We start from the raw sequence: 20,891 nt of genomic DNA on the forward strand, positions 1-20,891 counted from the left end.
CGGAAGCGCCCGTTTAGCGACGTACGGACTGGACTGAGCCGTAGGAGATAAAGGAAACACGACGAACGGAGTGAGTCGATGTTAACTTATCGCACGGAGGTGAAGGAAGTCTCGCTAGTCGCTGGGCGCTGGAGCTGGACGTGGCCCTCTCTATGACAAGATTTATAGGCTGAATTTTTATACTTTCTCTTATCTTATAAAGAAAGGATGATCAGATGGGACAGTCCTTTTGGTTTAAAACAAAAGATTATACGGATTTATACATAAAAAGATGGTCAACAGAAAATGCTAAACCAAAAGCAATTATTCAAATTTCCCATGGGATGGCTGAACATATAGAAAGATATGATTCCTTTGCAACGTTCCTAACGAATAAGGGATTTACTGTATACGGAAATGATCATAGAGGCCATGGACAAACTGGCTTAAAACAAGGTTTGCTTGGTTACTTTGATCAAAATAATGGTTTTTTTAAAGTAGTTAATGATCTTCATCAGATTAATGTTCACATAAAAGAGGAACATCCTCATGTACCAATTTTTCTTTTTGGTCATAGTATGGGTTCTTTTATCGCAAGAAGTTTCATACAAAAATATAGCCATTCGATTGATGGAGTAATCTTATCTGGAACCGGTTATTATCCAGATAGCATAACCATACCAGGTAAATTACTTTCCATGCTATTGCCTAGTAAAAAGCCATCTAAGATTATGAATCGTTTAGCATTTGGAAATTATAATAAGAGAGTTACAGGTCATAAAACGGCGTATGATTGGATATCTAGTGATGAATTAGAAGTAGAAAAGTATTTGAAAGACCCTTTATCTGGATTCATTCCAACCGCTCGTTTCTTTTATGATTTAATGTCCGGATTAAACCAAATGCAGAAACAAAATCATTCCATACGAAAAGACTTACCGATGCTTTTTATAAGTGGTTCAGATGATCCAGTAGGGAATTATGAAAAAGGCGTATGGAAAAGTGTTCAATTATATAAAGATGTGGGTATAAAATCGATAGATACACATTTATTTAAAGGCGCTCGACACGAGGTATTAAATGACTCGGTCAAAGAAGAAGCCCATTCCGTCATTTATAACTGGATTAATCAACAATTAAGTAATATCAATCATAGCTGAAAAAGAGATGGAAAGGTTGTAGTAATTAAAATGACACACATCAATGGAATTGCAGCATCGTCAGGAATTGCAATAGCAAAAGCGTATCAACTAGTCACTCCAGATTTATCTTTTGAAAAGAAAACGATCGATAATCCCAGTGTAGAAATAGAAAGGTTAAATCAAGCACTAGAAACATCTAAATCCGAACTTGAGAGAATTAAAGAACATACGAAAAATTCCTTGGGAGATGAGCATGCTGAAATTTTTTCCGCACATTTACTTATTTTAAATGACCCTGAAATGATTAATCCCATGAAGGATAAAATCAAGGAAAATAACGTAATGGCGGAAACAGCTCTTGAAGATGTTACAACAATGTTTATTGAGATGTTTCAAAATATGGACAATGAGTATATGCGAGAACGTGCAGCTGATATTAAAGATGTGACTAAACGTGTGATGGCCCATTTATTAGGTGTGACATTTCCTGACCCTGCATTAATTAATGAAGAAGTGATTGTAATTGCTCAGGATTTAACACCATCTGATACGGCTCAATTAAATCGCCAATATGTGAAAGGTTTTGCAACCGACATTGGTGGAAGAACCTCGCATTCTGCCATTATGGCTAGGTCCCTTGAGATTCCGGCTGTCGTAGGAACGAAGAATGTAACTACCTCCGTAAACCAAAGCGACATGGTAATCATTGATGGTATAGAAGGAAAAGTAATTATACAGCCTAGCGAAGAAGAATTAACAAGCTATCGTGAGAAACAAAACTCTTTTCGCAAACAACAGGAAGAATGGGCAAAATTAAAAGACGAACCGACATTCTCCAAAGAAGGGGAACAAGTTGAATTGGTTGCTAACATTGGAACCCCGAATGACATTGACGGAGTTTTAAATAATGGGGGCGAGGGAGTAGGACTTTATCGTACAGAATTTCTTTATATGGGTAAAAGTGAACTACCATCAGAAGAAGAACAATTCGAAGCGTATAAAACTGTCCTAGAAAGGATGGATGGGAAACCCGTCGTTGTTCGAACGCTGGATGTTGGTGGAGACAAGGAACTTAGTTACCTTAATCTGCCTAAGGAAATGAACCCTTTCCTTGGTTTCCGTGCCATCCGTTTCTGTTTAGAAAATGAGGCTGTTTTCCGTCCACAATTGCGCGCATTACTTCGCGCTAGTGCTTACGGAAACTTGAAAATTATGTTCCCAATGATTGCAACGTTAGAGGAATTCCGCCAAGCTAAATCCATTCTTTTAGACGAGAAGAAATCCCTAAAAGCCGATGGTGTCAAAGTATCAGAGGATATTGAAGTCGGAATTATGGTTGAAATTCCATCGACTGCCGTTACCGCAAAGCAATTTGCAAAAGAAGTGGATTTCTTTAGTATTGGAACGAATGATTTAATTCAATATACGATGGCAGCGGACCGGATGAATGAGCGAGTTTCTTACTTGTATCAACCATATCATCCAGCTATTCTCAACTTAGTTAACAACGTTATCCAAGCCGCACATAAGGAAGGAAAATGGACTGGTATGTGTGGTGAAATGGCTGGCGACCCAATTGCCATTCCCATTCTTTTAGGACTTGGTTTAGATGAATTCAGCATGAGTGCAACATCTATCTTACCTGCACGTACACAAATTAAAAATTTATCTAAAAAAGATATTTCCAAACATAAAGAGCAAATTCTATCGATGAGGACTGCGGATGAAGTGGTGGAGTTTATTAGGGAAATAACTGAGTGAAACGGCTAACACCTTGTCTATATTTTGACAAGGTGTTTTTTGATCGAAAAAGTATGTTCGACATTTTGAATTTAGAACTCCACAAATTCCATTTTTTCTCCTATCGGTGTTCTCCCTTTATCAATGGGAATCTTTTTTGGATACCCAATTTGCATAACAGCTGCTATTTTAATTTTCTCGTTTTCTAACCCTATTTCTTTTGCAAACTGTGGATCGTGCATATAGGGTGTGATAGTCCATAACATACCTACCCCAAATTGCCATGCAGCTAGTTGGGAATTTTGTATGAAAGCACAAATGGAAGCATATTCCTCTTCATTACGAATTCTATCGTCAGGTTGTTCATAATAAATCACAGCATGATGGGGAATAGCTAGAAGAAAACTGGATAAGGAATCTATTGTTTTTAACGTTTTCGGATGATCATCATCTTTAATCATGCCAATCCTTTGATAGCTTTTCATGATGCTTTGAACAAATTTCTTCCTACCGTCACCTTGGTACACCTTTATCTTCCACGGTTCTTTCATATAATGGGTCGGTGCATAGGAACCATATGTGAAAATTTGCTCCAATATTTCTTTACTTACTTGTTCCTCTTTAAATGAATGGATAGACCTACGGCGCTTAATCCCCTCTAAAATATCTATACGAGTCCCCTCCCTGTCGTGTAAATTTTTCTATTTTGTCTTTATTTTAGCATAGATAGGATGGTAAAGATTGGTGATTTGAAATAGCGTCTTTATCTCTTTTACATTTTAAAAGTCTCCATCGCATATGGTTTTTCGATTTCACAGTCCCATCTTCTTGGCATCTCTTGCCATAGTCTAAGACTATATCAAGTGATAGATTTTATGTGTTACCCTATATTTATTTTTCCATGCTACACTTACTTTACATCAAATTCAAACAAGGAGAGGGTTAGGTTAGATGGGAGTATAAAGTGGCCTATCGGGTAGGATAGCGAAATGATTCAAATATGAAATAAGTTGTTCAAAAGGTTGAACACAAAACTTAAGGGGAGGAAATTCGTATGAAACGCAGTTTAGAAGAAAGGCTGAAAGATGGAACAGTTATTGCGGGGGAAGGTTATTTATTTGAATTAGAACGCCGGGGTTATTTGCAAGCGGGATCCTTTGTGCCAGAAATAGCATTGGATAATCCAGAAGCACTTAAACAAGCGTACCGAGATTACATGAATGCAGGTTCAGATGTGGTATTGGCCTTTACATACAATGCCCACAGAGAAAAAATGCGTATAATTGGTAAGGAAGATTTATTAGAACCTCTCAATAGGAATGCGATACGATTAGCAAAAGAAGTCGCAAAGGAACACCCCTATGAAGAGGCATTGGTTGCAGGTAATATATCTAACACGAATATTTTTGATCCGCAAGACTCCGAATCGAAACAAAAGGTTAGAAATATGTTTGCAGAAATGGCTGGATGGTGTAAGGAAGAAGAGGTCGACTATATTAATGGTGAGACGTTTTACTACCACGAAGAAGCAGTAATCGCTCTGGAAGAAATTCAAAATCAAGGATTACCAGCTGTCATAACTTTAGGTCTAATGGGTGAAAATGTTTTAAGAGATGGGTATACAGTAGAAGAATCATGTAAAATACTTTCCGAAAAAGGTGCATTAGTTGTGGGAATGAATTGTTTCCGAGGCCCTAATACGATGCAGCCCTACCTTGCTGAAATACGTAAAAATGTGGATGGCTACGTAGCTGGATTACCAATCCCTTACCGTACAACAGAAGAAAATCCTACATTTTTCAATTTACCAGATGGTGGGTGTAGTTGTCATTTGCCTTTAGAAACAACTTTTCCCACTGCTTTAGACCCACTTTATCATAATCGTTACGAGTTGGCTGAGTGGGCTAAGGAAGCCAAAGACATAGGAATAAACTATATAGGATTGTGTTGTGGCGCATCCCCTGCGATGCTGCGTGCGGTAGCTGAAGCTGTGGGTATTGAAACGGTAAATTCCAAATACTCGCCTAACATGGAAAAACACTTCTTGTTCGGGAACGATAAAACATTAAAAGATCATAACTTGAACTATCGTTTAAAAGCCTAAGGTCTGAAAATATTTTTGAAATGTTGAACATCTAATTTCCAAAACAGTTAAACGATTAAGGCTCGGTTCTACAGAATAGAACCGAGCCTTTTTAATCGCAAAATTTTATACAAAGGAAAGCCCATAATTCTTCCTAACCAATTCAATATATTTCCATCATCTCTTTATTGATTCCTTATCCTGACTTTTTGGACAGCTGTGTCATTTCTACTGGAACAAGTTCCACCCATTTGAATTTTAATACTAGAAAAGTGAAAAGTACCGTTAATCCCTCAGCTACCGGAAAAACAAGCCAAATCGTGTTAGGACCGAAGACATTCGGTAAAATCCAAAGCAAAGGGATAAATAAAATTATGCTACGACTTAAGATAATCCATGTAGCAATGCGGATTTTTTTAATAGATTGATAATATTCCACAAAGACCATGTTGATCCCTAGAAACAGATATCCTACAAAAAAGTATACGATCCCTATTTTCGTATAATTGATGATTTCGGGAATATCAATCCCGAATAAATCAATAATAAATCCTTTTCCGAAAAGCCCAATAATAAATACAGCTGATCCAAGACCAAATCCTGTAACGAGCGCAATCCGGATAAATTGTTTCATAAGCTGATAAAGTTTCGCACCGTAATGATAGCTTGTAATAGGTTGCAGGGCTGCTCCAATCCCGATAAAAAGCATAAGAAACACCGTATGCAAATAGTTGACAACCGCATAGGCTACAACTCCCGTTTCTCCGACATAATGGCTAAATGTTATATTGAATGCAACCATCATCACCGCGGTTGAGCCTTCCACGATAAAACTCGGAAAACCAATCGAGAAAATATTACCAAGTATTGACAAGTCAAGTTTCGTATGGACGAACCCTAGTTGTTTTTTCCTCGTTAAGAAGTGTGTAAGTAAAACAAGAATTCCTATGAAAGTACCGATTACTGTTGCATAAGCGGCCCCTTTTACCCCCCAATGAAAAATGAAGATAAATAGATAATTTAAAATAATATTCACAACAGATGTTACAATTAACCCTGCCATCGCAAGCGTAGGATTTCCATCGTTTCGGATAAAAATACTTAAAATATTTTCAAATACAAAGACAAGGCCAAATAATAGGATAATGTGAAGATAATCGTCAACATATGAAATAATGGAATCGTTTGCCCCGAATAAATAAGCAAGTGGTTCCTCAAATAATAGACAGAATCCTATAATCAATCCTGTTGTCAAAACAGCAAGAATAATCGAATGTGTAAATATTTCTTTCGCACGATGTTGATTGCTTTAGCCAAGTGCAATCGAATACAACGTGGCACCGCCCATCCCAATCCACAAAGAAACGGATAAAATGACCGAATAAATCGGCACTGCAATATTAACCCCGGCTAACCCTTTTTCTCCAACACCATGGCTAACGAATAGACCATCAATTAAAATATTTATCGCCATCAACACCATTCCAAATAAGGAAGGAATTAAATACTTCATAAATAGTTTACGGGGCTCCATCGTTTGCATCATTAAATGATTGTTTTCCATAAAAATACCACCTCAAGTTTACATTCTTTGATGTCTATGCCTCATTCATTCGGCGCTTGTCGACCTTTCTATGTTATGATGATAAAGTATTCGGTTACCATATAGTCAAGAGTGAAGAGGTGAAAAATTTGGAGTCCACTAAAATACTATTTACGACAGGAGAATTTGCGGATTTATGTGGTGTAAAAAAGCAAACACTCTTTCATTATGATGATATCGGTCTTTTCAAACCAGAGTATAAAAACGAAAATGGGTATCGCTTTTATTCCGTTCAACAAGCAGAGGTTTTTAGCGTGATCGAAATGTTAAAAGAAATTGGTATGTCTTTAGTAGAAATTAAAGACTTTTTACATTTCAAAAACCCTAAGCAAGCAATCGAATTATTAACGGAAAAGGAAAAAGCAATGAAAGAGAAAATCGTGAAAATGCAACGTACGCAGCAAATTATTCAAAACAAGAAAAAACAAATTGAGGAAGCGTTACGGTTGGATTTTGACAAGTTTACAATTGAAGAGATGGAAATAGGAAGCTATGTATTAAGTGAGGACATTTTAAACTGTTCCGATAAAGAATATACGAAATCCATTATGTCATTTATTAAATACACAAAGCAAGAGGAACTTGATACAGGCTATCCTATTGGTGCTCTAGTTCGACAAAAGCAATTAGAAGCGGGAGACTACTGGAATTATTCGCATCTATATATGCGTATCGATCAACCTGATTTTGCGGAACCTTTTATCAAAAAGGCAGGCAAATATGTAATTGGTTATCATAAAGGAAGTTATGTAACGATTCCAGAAACATATGAAAAAATGAAAATTTATTTAAATAAGGAAGGCTATAGCATTTGTGGTGACAGCTTCGAAGAGTATGTGATAGATGAGGTAAGTGTACACGGAGAAGATAACTATGTGACAAAAATAATGATACAGGTAGAAGAAAAATAAGCAAACTGCTATTTTTCTTCTGCCATTTTTAGTTATATCGCTTATTTTTTTCATTTTCTTCTTCTAGAATGCATTGGATAGTTCCTCTTAAAAACGAATATTTTCCTATTCAAATTTTCCCCCTGTCATCACTTCCATAAAATGATTGAAAAACTTCGGATAGTCTAACTGGGACGCAATTTGATGTTTTTTAATCACCGCTGTCGTTTCTTCTTCTAAACTTCCAAATGGTCTTATGTCAGCAATACTCTGACCCCGTTCCGTTCCATTTAATGATCGTACGACATAGACTGGAAAACTTTCATACTTAAGCATATCATCATAATATACTGCCATTATTGTGAGTACATCATGTAACGGACTTCCTTGTACACTTGGATCGCGTTTTTTATAAAAATTATAATAGTAATCAAGGAGGGTTTTGATTAGGGGTACTTTCCCGACTTGATCAATATAGTTAACCATTTCAGGTGTAACAATAGCTCTAGATGTTACATTTAAAGGATAGATTTTCACCCTATTTGCATAACTAAGAACTAATTGTGCAGCTATTGGATCACCATGGAAGTTAGCTTCAGAGACCGATGTAACATTACCTGGATACCAGAATGCCCCTCCCATAATGTAGTATTCTTTAATTTGTTTCATCAAATTAGGTTGCAGAATAAACAATGTGGCTAAAGATGTTAGTCGACCAATATTAACGATAATAAGATCATCAAAGTGTTCATTAATAATTTCGATGACTTCATAGAAATTTTCACTTAAAACCTCAGCCCCATCTGCAGGGGGAATGATAGGCCCAAGTCCATATTCCCCATGAATTTCTGGGTAAAACTTAGGGATTTCCCCAGTCATCGAGAGTTCAGCTCCTGCAATAATTTTAACATTTTCTATTTTTGGTGTATCAAAGATGTTATGAACGTAATTAATGTTAGCTATCGCATTTTCTCTAGGTATGTTCCCATAATCTGCTACCACACCTACTACATCAATATTTTTACTTAAATAAGCATAGATGAGAGCTACTGTATCATCTATACCAATATCTCCAAAGAGCAATACTTTTTTTGCCAATCTTCCTCCCCCCCTTATGCTATGATATTAATTCGATAATTTGTCCTATGCCCTTATGGAAAAAACTGGGCAGTTAATCTCCCACCTACCTTCATTGTTCCCCAGAAGCCCGAGGCAGGAGTCTTACTGCCCGTTTAGGCGGGATAAAAAATACATTCGCTAAACATATGCAGATAGTTACTCATCGACGATTACATTTCAATCTTTTACAGGCTCTTATCTGACCTTTTACGGAAATATAAAAAAATAGAGTGCTAAACCTTATGATTTAGCACTCTTTTTATATTGTTTCAACTTATTTTTTTAAGTTATAGAATGAAGCTAGTCCACCATATTCGCCCATGCCAGCTAATTCATCTTCAATGCGTAGTAATTGATTATATTTAGCTACACGGTCTGTACGTGATGGAGCACCAGTCTTAATTTGACCAGCATTTGTTGCAACTGCAATATCAGCGATTGTTGAATCTTCTGTTTCACCAGAACGGTGAGAAACTACTGCTGTATAACCAGCGCGTTTCGCCATTTCAATTGCATCAAATGTTTCTGTAAGTGTACCAATTTGGTTCACTTTAATAAGAATAGAGTTACCTACACCTTGTTCAATACCTTGTGCAAGTTTCTTCGTATTTGTAACGAAAAGGTCATCACCAACTAATTGTACACGATCGCCAAGACGGTCTGTTAATAGTTTATGGCCTTCCCAGTCGTTTTCATCTAAACCATCTTCAATGGAAATGATTGGGTATTTGTTCACCATTTCTTCGTACCATGCTACCATTTCTTCAGATGTACGAGTTACCCCTTCACCTTTAAGGTTGTACTTACCATCTTCATAAATTTCAGAAGAAGCTACGTCCATCGCTAATTTTACTTGTTCACCTGGTTTATACCCTGCTGCTTCGATTGCTTCAACAATTGTTTGTAGAGCTTCTTCGTTTGAACCAAGGTCTGGTGCAAATCCACCTTCGTCACCTACAGCAGTATTGTGTCCTTTGGAATTTAATACTTTTTTCAAGGAATGGAAAATTTCTGCACCCATGCGAAGAGCTTCTTTAAAACTTTCAGCACCTACAGGCATAACCATAAATTCTTGAATATCAACATTATTATCTGCATGTTCTCCACCATTTAAAATGTTCATCATTGGTGTTGGAAGAGTTTTTGCATTGAATCCACCTAAATAATTGTATAAAGGAACATCTAGTAAATCAGCAGCAGCACGAGCACAAGCCATAGATACACCTAGAATTGCGTTTGCTCCTAATTTACCTTTGTTTTCTGTACCGTCTAATTCAATCATAGTGGCATCAATGATATTTTGACGAGTTACGTCTAGTCCAATGATTTCAGGTGCGATTGTTTCATTTACGTTTTTCACCGCTTGAAGAACACCTTTACCTAAATAACGGTCTTTATCTCCATCACGTAATTCAACTGCTTCATATTCACCTGTTGAAGCACCACTTGGAACTAGAGCACGGCCGAAAGCACCCGATTCTGTATAAACTTCTACTTCTACTGTTGGGTTACCACGTGAATCTAATACTTCACGTGCGTATACGTCTGTAATGTATGGCATAATTTTTTCTCTCCTTAAATATGTTAGTTTTCTATCAAGTCCATGTTCCCGTATATGAGTGGCTAGCCAATCTTATCTCACCACGGGAATTTTAAGACATATAGTTATTTTTCAATCAATGAATTCCCAGTCATTTCTTCTGGTTTATTAACATTCAATAAATCAAGTAAGGTTGGTGCTAAGTCTGCAAGGATTCCACCATCACGTAATTTGACATCTTCTTTCGTAACAATGACAGGTACTGGATTTGTTGTATGAGCTGTCATTGGTTTACCTTCCATTGTTACTACTTCGTCTGAATTACCGTGATCAGCAGTAATAATTGCATTTCCACCTAGTTCAAGAATTTTATCGACAACTTTTCCTAAACATTCGTCCACCGCTTCGATTGCTTTAATGGTTGGTTCTAACATTCCGGAATGTCCAACCATATCTGGGTTAGCAAAATTAAGAATGATGGCATTTGGACGATCTTCAGAATCAAGTTCATCAAGCAACGCGTCCGTCACTTCGTATGCACTCATTTCTGGTTTAAGATCATATGTCGCTACTTTTGGTGAATTAATAAGAATTCGTTTTTCTCCTTCAAATTCTTTTTCACGTCCACCACTCATAAAAAACGTTACGTGCGGATATTTTTCAGTTTCCGCAATACGTAATTGTTTTAAGCCGTTTTGAGAAAGAACTTCACCTACTGTATTATCTAAGTTCACTGGTTTATAGGCAACATACCCATCAACTGTTTCACTAAAGTTTGTTAACATTGTGAAGTCCAAGTTTTTCGGTACACCTTCACCACGGTCAAAGTCACGGAAATCTTCGTTTGCAAAGGTACGTGAAATTTGGATGGCACGGTCTGGTCTAAAATTATAGAAAATAATAGAGTCATTATCTTGTACTTTTCCAACCGCTTCTCCATTTTCATTAACGATTACAGAAGGAATGACGAATTCATCATAAATTCCGTTCTTATAGGAGTCTTCTACTACTTCCAACGCTGATTGGTAGCTAGGTCCTTCTCCATATACCATGGCATCATATGATTTCTTCACACGATCCCAACGTTTATCCCTATCCATGGAATAATAACGTCCAGAGATTGTAGCAAACTTACCTACACCTAATTCCTTCATTTTTTCTTCCGTTTGTTTAATGAATTCTTTCGCTGTTTGCGGTCCAACATCACGACCATCAAGGAAACCATGGACATAAACTTCTTTAAGTCCTTGATCACTCGCAAGCTTTAACAAAGCGAATAAATGACTAATGTGACTGTGCACTCCACCGTCTGATAGTAGACCAAATAGATGTAATGCTCGGTTATGATCTTTTGCATGTTGAATAGATTTTAAGAAAGCTTCATTATGGTAAAATTCGCCTTCTTTAATGGATAAATTAACTCTTGTTAAACTTTGATAAACGATACGACCCGCACCGATATTTAAGTGTCCAACCTCAGAGTTACCCATTTGCCCTTCAGGTAATCCAACCGCTTCACCACTAGCTGTTAACTGATTATGTGCAAATTGCTTCCAATAACGATCAAAGTTTGGTTTTTTTGCTTGTGCAACTGCATTCCCAAATTGTTCATCGCGAAATGCGAATCCATCTAAGATGATTAATGCAGCTAGTTTTTCATTATTCATTTTGCTCCAGCCTCCACAAGCTGTAAGAAAGAATCGACTTCTAGGCTTGCTCCACCAACAAGTGCGCCATCTATATCGGATTGTGCTAATAATTCATCCACATTGGCAGGTTTTACACTTCCACCATATTGGATAATAACTTGTTCAGCAGTAGCTTCAGAAGTTAATTCTCTTACAACGTTACGAATATGTGTACATACTTCATTAGCTTGTTCACTTGTTGCTGTTTTACCAGTTCCAATTGCCCAAATCGGCTCATAAGCAATGATAGTATTTGCTACTTGTTCTTCGGATAACCCTTGAAGTGCTTTTTGCACTTGAGTTTCGATAAGTCCCATTGTTTCGTTTGCTTCACGTTGTTCTAACGTTTCACCAACACAAACAATTGGTGTTAAACCATGTTGAAATGCTGCATGGGTCTTTTGGTTAACTGTTTCATCTGTTTCAGCAAAATACTCACGACGTTCCGAGTGACCTAATACAACGTGAGTTACACCTAAGTCTTTTAACATAACGGGACTTACTTCACCAGTAAATGCTCCATCATTTTCAAAATGCATGTTTTGTGCAGCGATTTTTAATTTAGATCCCTTTGTTTTCTCTACAAGAGATGCTAAAAATGGAAACGGTGCACATACGATTGCTTCTACTTGTTCACTATTAGGTACTTTTTCTTTTACTTCATCTACAAAACTATTTGCTTCAGATAAAACTTTATTCATTTTCCAGTTACCAGCAATTACTTTTTTACGCATCGTCTCACCTCAATATAAAATACTATTTTTCGTCTAGGGCTGCTACTCCCGGTAGAACCTTACCTTCCATAAACTCTAGGGAAGCTCCACCACCAGTTGAAACGTGATCCATCTTGTCTGCTAGACCAAATTTTTCAACTGCTGCTGCCGAATCTCCTCCACCAATAACCGTATAACCTTCTGTTGTTGCAAGAGCTTCTGCTACAGCTTTTGTACCATTAGCAAATACATTCAATTCGAATACACCCATCGGTCCGTTCCAAATCACTAGTTTAGATTCAGATACGATTTTGCTATATTTCTCGCGTGTCTTCGGTCCAATGTCTAGTGCTTCCCAATCGGCAGGGATTTCTTCAATGGATACTTCTTTCGTGTTTGCTTCTTCAGAGAAATCATCCGCGATAACGACATCTTCTGGAAGGACGAAGTTTACACCTTTTTCTTTTGCTTTTTGCATAAATTCTTTTGCTAAATCAATTTTATCTTCTTCTAATAGGGATTTTCCAATTTCATGACCTTGTGCTTTGATAAATGTATAAGCAAGGCCTCCACCGACAATAAGATTGTCTACTTTATCTAACAAATTATCGATTACGTCAATTTTGTCTTTTACTTTAGCCCCACCAATAATCGCTGTAAATGGGCGCTCTGGATTTTCTAAAGCTTTACTCAACACACTGATTTCTTTTTCCATCAAAAAGCCAGCTGCAGAAGGTAATTTTTCCGCAATACCAGTTGTTGAAGCATGCGCACGGTGAGCTGCTCCAAATGCATCATTCACATATAAATCTGCCATAGATGCAAAACTTTGCACTAATGCAGGATCATTTTTTTCTTCTCCTGATTCGAAGCGAACATTTTCTATTAATAATAAATCACCATCATGAAGATTAGCGATAGCTTCGTTTACCTCTTCGCCATAAACTGCATCTGTTTTGACTACTTCTTTACCACTTAATTCGCTAAGTCTTTTGGCTACTGGATCAAGTCGTAACTCTTCTACCGCTTGTCCTTTTGGTCGTCCTAGGTGACTAGCTAAAATTACCTTAGCACCATTGTCTGATAAGTGTTTGATGGTTGGTAATGCAGCTTTAATTCGGGTATCGTCTGTTACTTCCCCATCCTTCATAGGCACATTAAAATCGACACGGCAAAAAACTTTTTTCCCTTTTACATCAAGGTCTTTTAATGTTTTCTTATTCACGTTAGATCCTCCTATATTATGTAGATGTCTAGTATATAGCGTCTGCCATTTCTTGCATCCTTATCCATTATATACTAAATGTACGATTTAAAAATAGGAAAATGGAAATTGGGAGAGGAGCTACCTCCTCCCCCTAAGGAAATTATTAAACACTATTGGTTAATTTTATAGTCCTTTTTCTGCCATAAATACAGCTAAGTCTACACAACGAGTGGAATAACCCATTTCGTTATCATACCAAGAAACAACTTTTACCATATTATTTTCCATTACCATTGTTGATAATCCATCAACGATAGAAGAATGAGTATTTCCTACAATGTCTCTAGATACTAATGGTAATTCACTGTATTCAAGAACTCCTTTTAATGGTCCTTGTGCAGCTTCTCTAAATGCATTGTTAATATCTTCAACTGTTGCATCTTTTTCAAGTTCAGCAACAAGGTCAGTTAATGAACCGTCTGGAGTTGGAACACGAACAGCCATACCATTTAATTTACCTTCTAATTCAGGTAATACTAAACTTACTGCTTTTGCAGCACCTGTTGTTGTTGGAATGATGTTTTCAGCAGCTGCACGAGCACGACGATAGTCTTTATGTGGTAAGTCAAGAATTTGTTGGTCATTTGTGTAAGAGTGAATAGTTGTCATTAGACCACGTTTAATTCCAAATGTATCATTAAGTACTTTAGCAAATGGTGCTAAGCAGTTTGTTGTACAAGATGCATTAGATACAATGTTATGTTGACTTGGATCATATTTATCATTATTAACACCCATAACGATTGTTAAATCTTCATTAGATGCAGGTGCAGAGATAATTACTTTTTTCGCTCCAGCTTCAATATGTTTCTTCGCATCTTCTCCGTTAGTGAAACGACCTGTAGATTCGATTACGATGTCTACTCCTAGGTCTCCCCAGCCTAATTGTGCAGGGTCACGCTCAGAAAGTACTTTAAATTCTTTACCACCTACTGCAATATTTGAACCATTTACAGTAACTTCTTCTTCTAAAATTCCGTGAATAGAGTCATATTTTAGAAGATGTGCTAACATATTTGCATCAGTTAAGTCATTAACTGCAACAATTTCTACATTATCATTTTTTAGAGCTTGACGGAAAACATTACGTCCAATTCTTCCAAAACCATTAATACCTACTTTAACTGCCATTAAAAATTCCTCCTAATGTTTTTTATATAGGTTTGTTCAAAGTGTAGATGATTTCTCCTCTACTCCTCGAACATATATTTAAAAGGATTTCCCTCTTAAAATCTGTTCTGCAGCTGCCTCATCTGTAATTAATAAATCACTTTTTCCTTGTTTAAAGTATGATTCTATAGCTTCTGCCTTAGAAGTTCCTCCAGCAACCGCAATTACATGATCAATTGATGATAAGTCTTCCAGTTGTAATCCAACTGTTCGTACTTTATGAACAACAGCCCCATCTTGATTGAAATAATATCCGAAGGCTTCACTAACCGCATGATTGGTTATAAGTTTACGCATTGTTTCTTCGGATGTCTTTCTTCGCTTGGCCATTGTATTTGCATCACCTATACCATGAATGACGATGTTCGAACCTTTAATATGTTCTAAAACATCCCTAATCATTGGTTCGTCAATTAATGTTTGGTATGCTGATTCACTTATTGGGTCTGGAACAAATAGTTGACGATACTCACCATTCGCTTTATGCGCCATCTGGGAAACAATACTACTTGCCTGGTTCTCAGCCTTCTCTCCAACCCCACCACGAGCAGGAACAAATAAAATCCGGTGATTTAAGGGAGTCATTACATCGGCAATGGCTGCCATTGTTGTTCCACCAGTTACAGCAATAATGGAACGAGTAGTAACAATCTTTTTAAGATAGGTAACACATGCTTTACCCATTTCCTGTTTTACCCATTCATATTCATCACTGTTTCCAGGGACAATAATAACGTTTCTTACTTTTAACTTTTCCCGAATTTGCTTTTCTAAAACAGATAATCCGACAATTTCCCGCATCATGCCAGATAATTGTTCAAGAACTAATTTGCCCTCTTTTGAAATATACATACCCTTTGACGTTACATCAAGAAGTGCTTGTTTATGTAAAAAATCAACTTCACTTCTGACATATCTTTCCGTCATATTTAAATGATCTGCCAAGCCTCTTCTTCCAATTGGTTCAAAGTTCTCGACAGCTTGTAAAATAAAATAACGTTGTTGCATAATTTTCAAAAGATCTGGCACCAATTTCTGTTGCAATTCAGTAAAAGTTCTCATATAATCCCTTCCTAACTGGACACAATATGTCCCATGCGGTTTTATTATGTCCCAGCTGATTTTAATTATAACATAGTTTAATGAATATACAAATAAAAGATTCATAATCATGACAAACAGTGGAAAAGAACATAAAAAAAGGAAAGACCGTTATTTGTTGGCTTCCCTTTTAAACTCATTTTTTAATAATTCTTCAACTGAGTCATAATTAATTTCCTCACAATTCAATTGTTTTCCGTTTACTTCGATAACTGGAATTAATAATTGGTACTTTTCTAACCAATCGTCATTTGAGTATATATCACGCATTTCTAACTCATAAGGGTAATCTCTTTTGAATGTGGACAAGAGTGCTTCTGCATCCACACATAAAGAACAATTCTCCTTCGTATAAAAGTTAATATGTAACATCATTGTTTTCTCCTTATATTAGTTGATGATGGTATATGTAATTGTTCTCGATATTTCATGACTGTTCTGTGGCAATTTCAATTCCATATTCGTCTTAAAGAGCTTTATGTAATAAAGATAAAGTGTTTTTTAATTCATTAACAGCTACTTGTCCTGGTGCTGAGGCCTTCTTCGCCGCTCCAAATGTTAATGCTGAGCCAAATATTTCACCAGCCAAGCGAGAAATTACACCTTTTCCAGCCATTGACATCGTAATAATCGGGCGATCGGCATAATGTTCTTTCATTTCTCTTGTCGCATCCAATAATGTCAATACATCAGCCGTATTTTTCGGCATAACAGCAATTTTTGGAATATCCCCACCTAGCTCTTGCCCTTTTCGTAATCTGGCTACAATTTCCTCTTTATTTGGAGTTTTATGAAAATCATGATTGGAAATAATCACATACACATGATGGTCATGAGCAACATCAATCAAATGTTTTACATCTTTTTCATCGTTAAACAATTCTACATCTATCATGTCCACTTGCCCGGTTTGAACCATTATACGATTTAATTCCATATAATAAGATGTACTAATTTCCTTTTGTCCGCCTTCTCTTAAACTACGAAACGTGAAAATGATAGGGGTTTGTGGCAATCGTTTTCGTATTTTCTTTAATGCCTCTTTTACTTGATTGATATCTTCAACTTGTTCAAAAAAGTCAACTCGCCATTCCACTACATCGGCCTCAAGAGTAGTAAGATACTTTGCCTCTTCTACTATTTTTTCAACGGTCTCTCCTACAATCGGTACGCAGATTTTCGGCATTCCTTCGCCTATAGTAATATTCTTCACTTTAACTATAGTCATCATTTGGGACTCCTTTTAGTTAGGTTTAATTGATTTTCTCGTTACACCAGTGCTAATCCTACTAAAAAATCTTTCTATTCAGTGAATTGGATCCACATGTTTGAAATCCGTTTGAAAATCACCTTTTTCATAGTAAAATAGCAAGGGAAGAAAACATCTTTTATCCCTTGCTACACTTGACTTCATCTAACGCGCCCAGAGGGATTCGAACCCCCGACAAACCTGGTACCGGAAACCAGTGCTCTATCCAGCTGAGCTATGGGCGCATAATATAAAATTGGACACATATATTATTATAACCTTAACTTTTACTAGATTCAAGTCTTTAATTAATCCATTTACATTGCCAAAAAACTTGACACCTAGTACCTATGTGACCTCTTTTACAAAATTATGAATTTACATTATAATATCCTTAACTTATCAAAGAGAAAGAGGATTAAAATGGGATTAAATAATGTTTCTCTCAGAGAACAAAATATTGTGCTTATCGGATTTATGGGAGCAGGAAAAACAACAATCGGTAAAGCTGTTGCAAGAAAACTTTATCGCGATTTCATTGATATAGACGAAGAAATCGAAAAACAATTCAACATGCCTACCCCCCAAATATTCCAGGTATTTGGGGAAAAAACATTCCGTGAAAAAGAAAAAGAAATCATTCAGGATTTTTGTAAAAATCAAAGACTCAAAATTATTTCACTTGGTGGTGGCGCATTTTTACAAGAAGAAATAAAAGAGACTTGCTTAGCTAATTCTATCGTATTCTACCTTTCGTTATCTTGGGAATCATGGAAAGAAAGAATCAGTATGATAATAGATAATCGACCGGTTCTTCAAGGAAAGAATTATGAAGAAATGAAAGAACTATTTGAAAAAAGACAGCCAATATACGAAGAACATCATTCCAAAGTAGCAACGGACAAGCAAAATGTCGAAGAAATAGCAGATTATATTGTATCCTCATTAAAAACAGCTTGGGATATTTATGAACCAAATCGTTAAATAAAATTTTAGGGAAAGAAAAGTAGAAATATACTTTCTTTTTTTTAGCGGGAAAGTATAACATCTTTCCCGTCTGGGGCTCCGATTACTCGCCCCACCTTAAAGAATTGCATAAGTGCAACTAAGGCATTCGCTAAAGCCTAGCGAATGCCAAGTTTTCTAATGAAGCCATAAAGAAAACTTCCATCAGTGGTTTTTTCCTTCATCCCCCACTGATGGTTAGTCGCACTTATCGGACCTTTCTCCCACCTACCTTCTTTGTTCCCCGGAAGCTTGAGGTGGGATAATAGTCAATAATGATAAAATGAAGGGATTTCAAACTTTCCAATGGTTTATTTGGTTTATTAAATAAAATTATGGGAAAAATGGAAAGTGTATCCAATTTGTCGAACGTTTTTGTTTGACCTTCATTGACCATTGAGCTATTATGGAAATATAACATTTTGGCTAAACTATTGTTATTAAGGGAGGATTTACTATGAATTTAGTACCTACAGTTATTGAACAAACTAATCGTGGTGAACGTGCATATGATATTTACTCACGCTTATTGAAAGACCGTATCATTTTACTTGGAAGCGGAATCGATGATAATGTGTCAAACTCCATTGTTGCACAATTATTATTCTTAGAAGCTGAAGATCCAGAGAAAGATATTTCATTATATATTAACTCACCAGGTGGTTCTATTACTGCTGGGATGGCAATTTATGATACGATGAACTTTATTAAACCAGATGTATCCACTATCTGTATTGGAATGGCTGCTTCTATGGGAGCATTCTTACTTGCAGCGGGGGAAAAAGGAAAACGATATGCCCTACCAAATAGTGAAATTATGATTCACCAACCATTAGGTGGAGCACAGGGGCAAGCAACCGACATTGAAATTCATGCAAGACGTATTATAGAAATCAAAAAACGCATGAACGAAATCCTTGCTGAGAAGACTGGACAGCCTCTAGAAGTAGTAGAACGTGATACGGAACGTGATAACTTCTTGACTGCTCCACAATCCGTTGAATATGGATTAATTGACAAAATTCTAGAACGTCAATCAGAAAAATAATAGATATAAAAACTCCCTTTCAACTTTTCGAAAGGGAGTTTTTATATCTTATTTTTTGGAAACAAATTCACATAAATGATCAATTGCATTTTCTTCATCAGGACCATCCGCAATTAATTTAATTTCTTCTCCACATGCAATAGCTAAACTCATAAGCCCCATTATACTTTTGGCATTTACTTTCTTACTATCTTTCTCTAAAAATAAATGCGCTGCATAGCGGTTTGCTTCTTGAACAAATTGTGCCGCTGGTCTAGCTTGTAGACCCGACTCTATTTCTACCTTTATCTGTTTTTCAATCAAACTTCTCATCCTCCCAATTGAGTAAGCGCTAACATTGTTTTTCTTTTGTACCATCCCATATTGCTAACTATCTAAAAAATTAAATTTTATACTGTAAATTACATGTATTATATCATATGTAAAGTTAAAAGGAAAATATCCCCTTTTAACTTTAATATAATCAGAATACACTATTAGCTGGTGACTTATGTAGATAAGATAGTATCATACTTTCTTATCCGCTAAACAAATTCACCTTGCTTGATTTTTTCTGCAAACTCATCTATCTTTTTAAGGCGGTGATTTACACCAGATTTGGAAATCTTTCCACTTCCAACTAATTCCCCTAATTCTTTTAACGAGACATCTTGGTGCTCGACCCGTAACTTAGCAATCTCTTGCAATTTTTCTGGAAGCTTATCCAGACCAACTGTGTTTTCTATAAGTTTTATATTCTCTATCTGACGGAAAGCTGCTCCAATCGTTTTATTTAAATTCGCAGTTTCACAATTCACTAATCGATTAACGGAATTTCGCATATCCCTTACAATTCGAACATCCTCAAATTTAAATAATGCATTATGTGCTCCTATTATTCCTAGAAACTCAGTAATTTTTTCTGCTTCCTTCATATAGACAATATAACCTTTTTTCCGTTCTAACGTTCTTGAACGTAAACCATATGAATTAAGTAATTCGAATAACTCATTATTATGATCCTCATAATTATTAAAAATCTCTAAATGATAAGATGATGTTTCGGGATTATTAATGGAACCACCAGCTAAAAATGCACCACGTAAATAGGCACGTTTACAACAAGATTTAGATAAGTATTTATCAGATATCGTTCTTACAACCGTATATGAATCCTTTAAAATTCCTAACTCCATTAAGAATTCACGTACCTTCTCCTTTAAGCGAACAATGTAAACATTATTTTTCTTAAGCTTCATTTTCTTTCTAACAAGTAGCTCTACTGGTGGATCATAATTTGCTTTTATAAGCGTGTATATTCTTCGAGCGATTGCAGCATTTTCAGTTTGAACATCTAACGTGTATTGTAACCTATTGACAGAAATAACACCGTTCATCCGAATTAATGCAGTTAATTCAGCTTGTTTACAACATTCATCAACTTCTAGGCTTGTCAGTTCTTTCTTTATTTCTGAAGCAAAGGACATCGTAATCCCCTCCCTTCCTTTTAAGAGGTTGTTCAAAAAGTCCGGTGAAAATGACGCTTCGCATTTCTAGTTGGTAATAGCAGCGTTG

The 20,891-nt window shown here is 36.3% G+C and carries 18 protein-coding genes, 1 tRNA gene and 2 pseudogenes; 6 read left to right on the forward strand and 15 right to left on the reverse strand.

Features of this window, described 5'->3' with window-relative positions; all coding sequences use genetic code 11:
• Positions 1 to 215: 215 nt before the first annotated feature.
• Together MHI02_RS14360 and ptsP are read left to right on the forward strand one after the other, a co-directional pair.
• Entirely contained in the window at positions 216 to 1,139 is a 924-nt protein-coding gene (locus MHI02_RS14360) for an alpha/beta hydrolase (protein WP_341166002.1), read from the forward strand.
• 30 nt (positions 1,140 to 1,169) lie between these two features.
• Positions 1,170 to 2,882: a phosphoenolpyruvate--protein phosphotransferase gene (gene ptsP, locus MHI02_RS14365; RefSeq protein WP_341166003.1), complete on the forward strand. Its 1,713-nt coding sequence runs from the start codon at positions 1,170 to 1,172 to the stop codon at positions 2,880 to 2,882.
• A gap of 71 nt (positions 2,883 to 2,953) precedes the next feature.
• Here ptsP and MHI02_RS14370 read toward each other — a convergent pair whose 3' ends face one another.
• Positions 2,954 to 3,532, reverse strand: coding sequence for a nitroreductase family protein (locus MHI02_RS14370; RefSeq protein ID WP_060667568.1), 579 nt, complete (start codon positions 3,530 to 3,532; stop codon positions 2,954 to 2,956).
• A gap of 383 nt (positions 3,533 to 3,915) precedes the next feature.
• Here MHI02_RS14370 and MHI02_RS14375 point away from each other — a divergent pair, with 383 nt between their 5' ends.
• The gene (locus tag MHI02_RS14375) at positions 3,916 to 4,965 is read left to right on the forward strand and encodes a homocysteine S-methyltransferase family protein (protein WP_047184696.1); all 1,050 of its coding nucleotides are present in this window, start codon (positions 3,916 to 3,918) and stop codon (positions 4,963 to 4,965) included.
• A 175-nt stretch (positions 4,966 to 5,140) separates the two neighbouring features.
• On the opposite strand, the pseudogene MHI02_RS14380 reads toward MHI02_RS14375, so the two are convergent.
• Positions 5,141 to 6,490: pseudogene (locus MHI02_RS14380) on the reverse strand (MATE family efflux transporter).
• Positions 6,491 to 6,636: 146 nt separating this feature from the next.
• Between MHI02_RS14380 and MHI02_RS14385 the strand changes: the two are divergent.
• Positions 6,637 to 7,458: a MerR family transcriptional regulator gene (locus MHI02_RS14385; protein WP_204797633.1), complete on the forward strand. Its 822-nt coding sequence runs from the start codon at positions 6,637 to 6,639 to the stop codon at positions 7,456 to 7,458.
• A gap of 105 nt (positions 7,459 to 7,563) precedes the next feature.
• Here MHI02_RS14385 and MHI02_RS14390 read toward each other — a convergent pair whose 3' ends face one another.
• The 11 genes and pseudogenes from MHI02_RS14390 to MHI02_RS14435 form a co-directional block, all read right to left on the reverse strand.
• Positions 7,564 to 8,535, reverse strand: coding sequence for a nucleoside hydrolase (locus MHI02_RS14390; RefSeq protein ID WP_047184698.1), 972 nt, complete (start codon positions 8,533 to 8,535; stop codon positions 7,564 to 7,566).
• 295 nt (positions 8,536 to 8,830) lie between these two features.
• The gene (gene eno / locus MHI02_RS14395) at positions 8,831 to 10,117 is read right to left on the reverse strand and encodes a phosphopyruvate hydratase (protein WP_047184699.1); all 1,287 of its coding nucleotides are present in this window, start codon (positions 10,115 to 10,117) and stop codon (positions 8,831 to 8,833) included.
• Between the two features lie 104 nt (positions 10,118 to 10,221).
• Positions 10,222 to 11,763, reverse strand: coding sequence for a 2,3-bisphosphoglycerate-independent phosphoglycerate mutase (gpmI, locus tag MHI02_RS14400; protein WP_047184700.1), 1,542 nt, complete (start codon positions 11,761 to 11,763; stop codon positions 10,222 to 10,224).
• Positions 11,760 to 12,518, reverse strand: coding sequence for a triose-phosphate isomerase (gene tpiA, locus MHI02_RS14405; RefSeq protein WP_341166004.1), 759 nt, complete (start codon positions 12,516 to 12,518; stop codon positions 11,760 to 11,762). Before tpiA ends, gpmI begins: the two co-directional genes overlap by 4 nt.
• A 22-nt stretch (positions 12,519 to 12,540) precedes the next feature.
• A complete protein-coding gene (locus MHI02_RS14410) occupies positions 12,541 to 13,722 on the reverse strand; it encodes a phosphoglycerate kinase (protein WP_060667571.1) in 1,182 nt (393 codons plus the stop codon).
• Between the two features lie 165 nt (positions 13,723 to 13,887).
• The gene (gene gap / locus MHI02_RS14415; RefSeq protein WP_047184703.1) at positions 13,888 to 14,895 is read right to left on the reverse strand and encodes a type I glyceraldehyde-3-phosphate dehydrogenase; all 1,008 of its coding nucleotides are present in this window, start codon (positions 14,893 to 14,895) and stop codon (positions 13,888 to 13,890) included.
• Between the two features lie 78 nt (positions 14,896 to 14,973).
• Complete coding sequence (locus MHI02_RS14420) at positions 14,974 to 15,996, reverse strand: sugar-binding transcriptional regulator (RefSeq protein ID WP_060667572.1); 1,023 nt, start codon at positions 15,994 to 15,996, stop codon at positions 14,974 to 14,976.
• Positions 15,997 to 16,146: 150 nt separating this feature from the next.
• A complete protein-coding gene (locus MHI02_RS14425) occupies positions 16,147 to 16,410 on the reverse strand; it encodes a glutaredoxin family protein (protein WP_338111354.1) in 264 nt (87 codons plus the stop codon).
• Positions 16,407 to 16,475 (reverse strand): annotated as a pseudogene (locus tag MHI02_RS18575) (hypothetical protein); the annotation flags it as partial. The pseudogene MHI02_RS18575 and the gene MHI02_RS14425, both read right to left, overlap by 4 nt.
• Before the next feature lie 26 nt (positions 16,476 to 16,501).
• On the reverse strand, positions 16,502 to 17,266 hold the full coding sequence (gene aroD, locus MHI02_RS14430; RefSeq protein ID WP_204797635.1) for a type I 3-dehydroquinate dehydratase: 765 nt from the start codon (positions 17,264 to 17,266) through the stop codon (positions 16,502 to 16,504).
• 187 nt (positions 17,267 to 17,453) lie between these two features.
• Positions 17,454 to 17,529 (reverse strand) — tRNA-Arg (locus MHI02_RS14435).
• 178 nt (positions 17,530 to 17,707) lie between these two features.
• Between MHI02_RS14435 and MHI02_RS14440 the strand changes: the two genes are divergently transcribed.
• Together MHI02_RS14440 and clpP are read left to right on the forward strand one after the other, a co-directional pair.
• Positions 17,708 to 18,268, forward strand: coding sequence for a shikimate kinase (locus MHI02_RS14440; protein ID WP_204797636.1), 561 nt, complete (start codon positions 17,708 to 17,710; stop codon positions 18,266 to 18,268).
• 478 nt (positions 18,269 to 18,746) lie between these two features.
• Positions 18,747 to 19,337, forward strand: coding sequence for an ATP-dependent Clp endopeptidase proteolytic subunit ClpP (clpP, locus tag MHI02_RS14445; RefSeq protein ID WP_047184718.1), 591 nt, complete (start codon positions 18,747 to 18,749; stop codon positions 19,335 to 19,337).
• A gap of 48 nt (positions 19,338 to 19,385) precedes the next feature.
• Here clpP and MHI02_RS14450 read toward each other — a convergent pair whose 3' ends face one another.
• Both MHI02_RS14450 and whiA read right to left on the reverse strand, forming a co-directional pair.
• Entirely contained in the window at positions 19,386 to 19,640 is a 255-nt protein-coding gene (locus MHI02_RS14450) for an HPr family phosphocarrier protein (RefSeq protein ID WP_047184719.1), read from the reverse strand.
• 221 nt (positions 19,641 to 19,861) lie between these two features.
• Positions 19,862 to 20,803: a DNA-binding protein WhiA gene (whiA, locus tag MHI02_RS14455; RefSeq protein ID WP_047184720.1), complete on the reverse strand. Its 942-nt coding sequence runs from the start codon at positions 20,801 to 20,803 to the stop codon at positions 19,862 to 19,864.
• Between the last annotated feature and the right edge of the window lie 88 nt (positions 20,804 to 20,891).

The organism is Oceanobacillus sp. FSL K6-0118 (genome assembly GCF_038006665.1).
In the GTDB taxonomy this organism is placed as follows: Bacteria; Bacillota; Bacilli; order Bacillales; family Amphibacillaceae; genus Oceanobacillus; species Oceanobacillus caeni.

Coding starts and splice junctions, on each gene's coding strand:
- MHI02_RS14375 (WP_047184696.1), top strand. CDS start 3,916: ATGAAACGCAGTTTAGAAGAAAGGCTGAAAGATGGAACAGTTATTGCG.
- clpP (WP_047184718.1), top strand. CDS start 18,747: ATGAATTTAGTACCTACAGTTATTGAACAAACTAATCGTGGTGAACGT.
- MHI02_RS14440 (WP_204797636.1), top strand. CDS start 17,708: ATGGGATTAAATAATGTTTCTCTCAGAGAACAAAATATTGTGCTTATC.
- MHI02_RS14420 (WP_060667572.1), bottom strand. CDS start 15,996: ATGAGAACTTTTACTGAATTGCAACAGAAATTGGTGCCAGATCTTTTG.
- tpiA (WP_341166004.1), bottom strand. CDS start 12,518: ATGCGTAAAAAAGTAATTGCTGGTAACTGGAAAATGAATAAAGTTTTA.
- aroD (WP_204797635.1), bottom strand. CDS start 17,266: ATGATGACTATAGTTAAAGTGAAGAATATTACTATAGGCGAAGGAATG.
- gpmI (WP_047184700.1), bottom strand. CDS start 11,763: ATGAATAATGAAAAACTAGCTGCATTAATCATCTTAGATGGATTCGCA.
- eno (WP_047184699.1), bottom strand. CDS start 10,117: ATGCCATACATTACAGACGTATACGCACGTGAAGTATTAGATTCACGT.
- MHI02_RS14425 (WP_338111354.1), bottom strand. CDS start 16,410: ATGATGTTACATATTAACTTTTATACGAAGGAGAATTGTTCTTTATGT.
- ptsP (WP_341166003.1), top strand. CDS start 1,170: ATGACACACATCAATGGAATTGCAGCATCGTCAGGAATTGCAATAGCA.
- whiA (WP_047184720.1), bottom strand. CDS start 20,803: ATGTCCTTTGCTTCAGAAATAAAGAAAGAACTGACAAGCCTAGAAGTT.
- gap (WP_047184703.1), bottom strand. CDS start 14,895: ATGGCAGTTAAAGTAGGTATTAATGGTTTTGGAAGAATTGGACGTAAT.
- MHI02_RS14360 (WP_341166002.1), top strand. CDS start 216: ATGGGACAGTCCTTTTGGTTTAAAACAAAAGATTATACGGATTTATAC.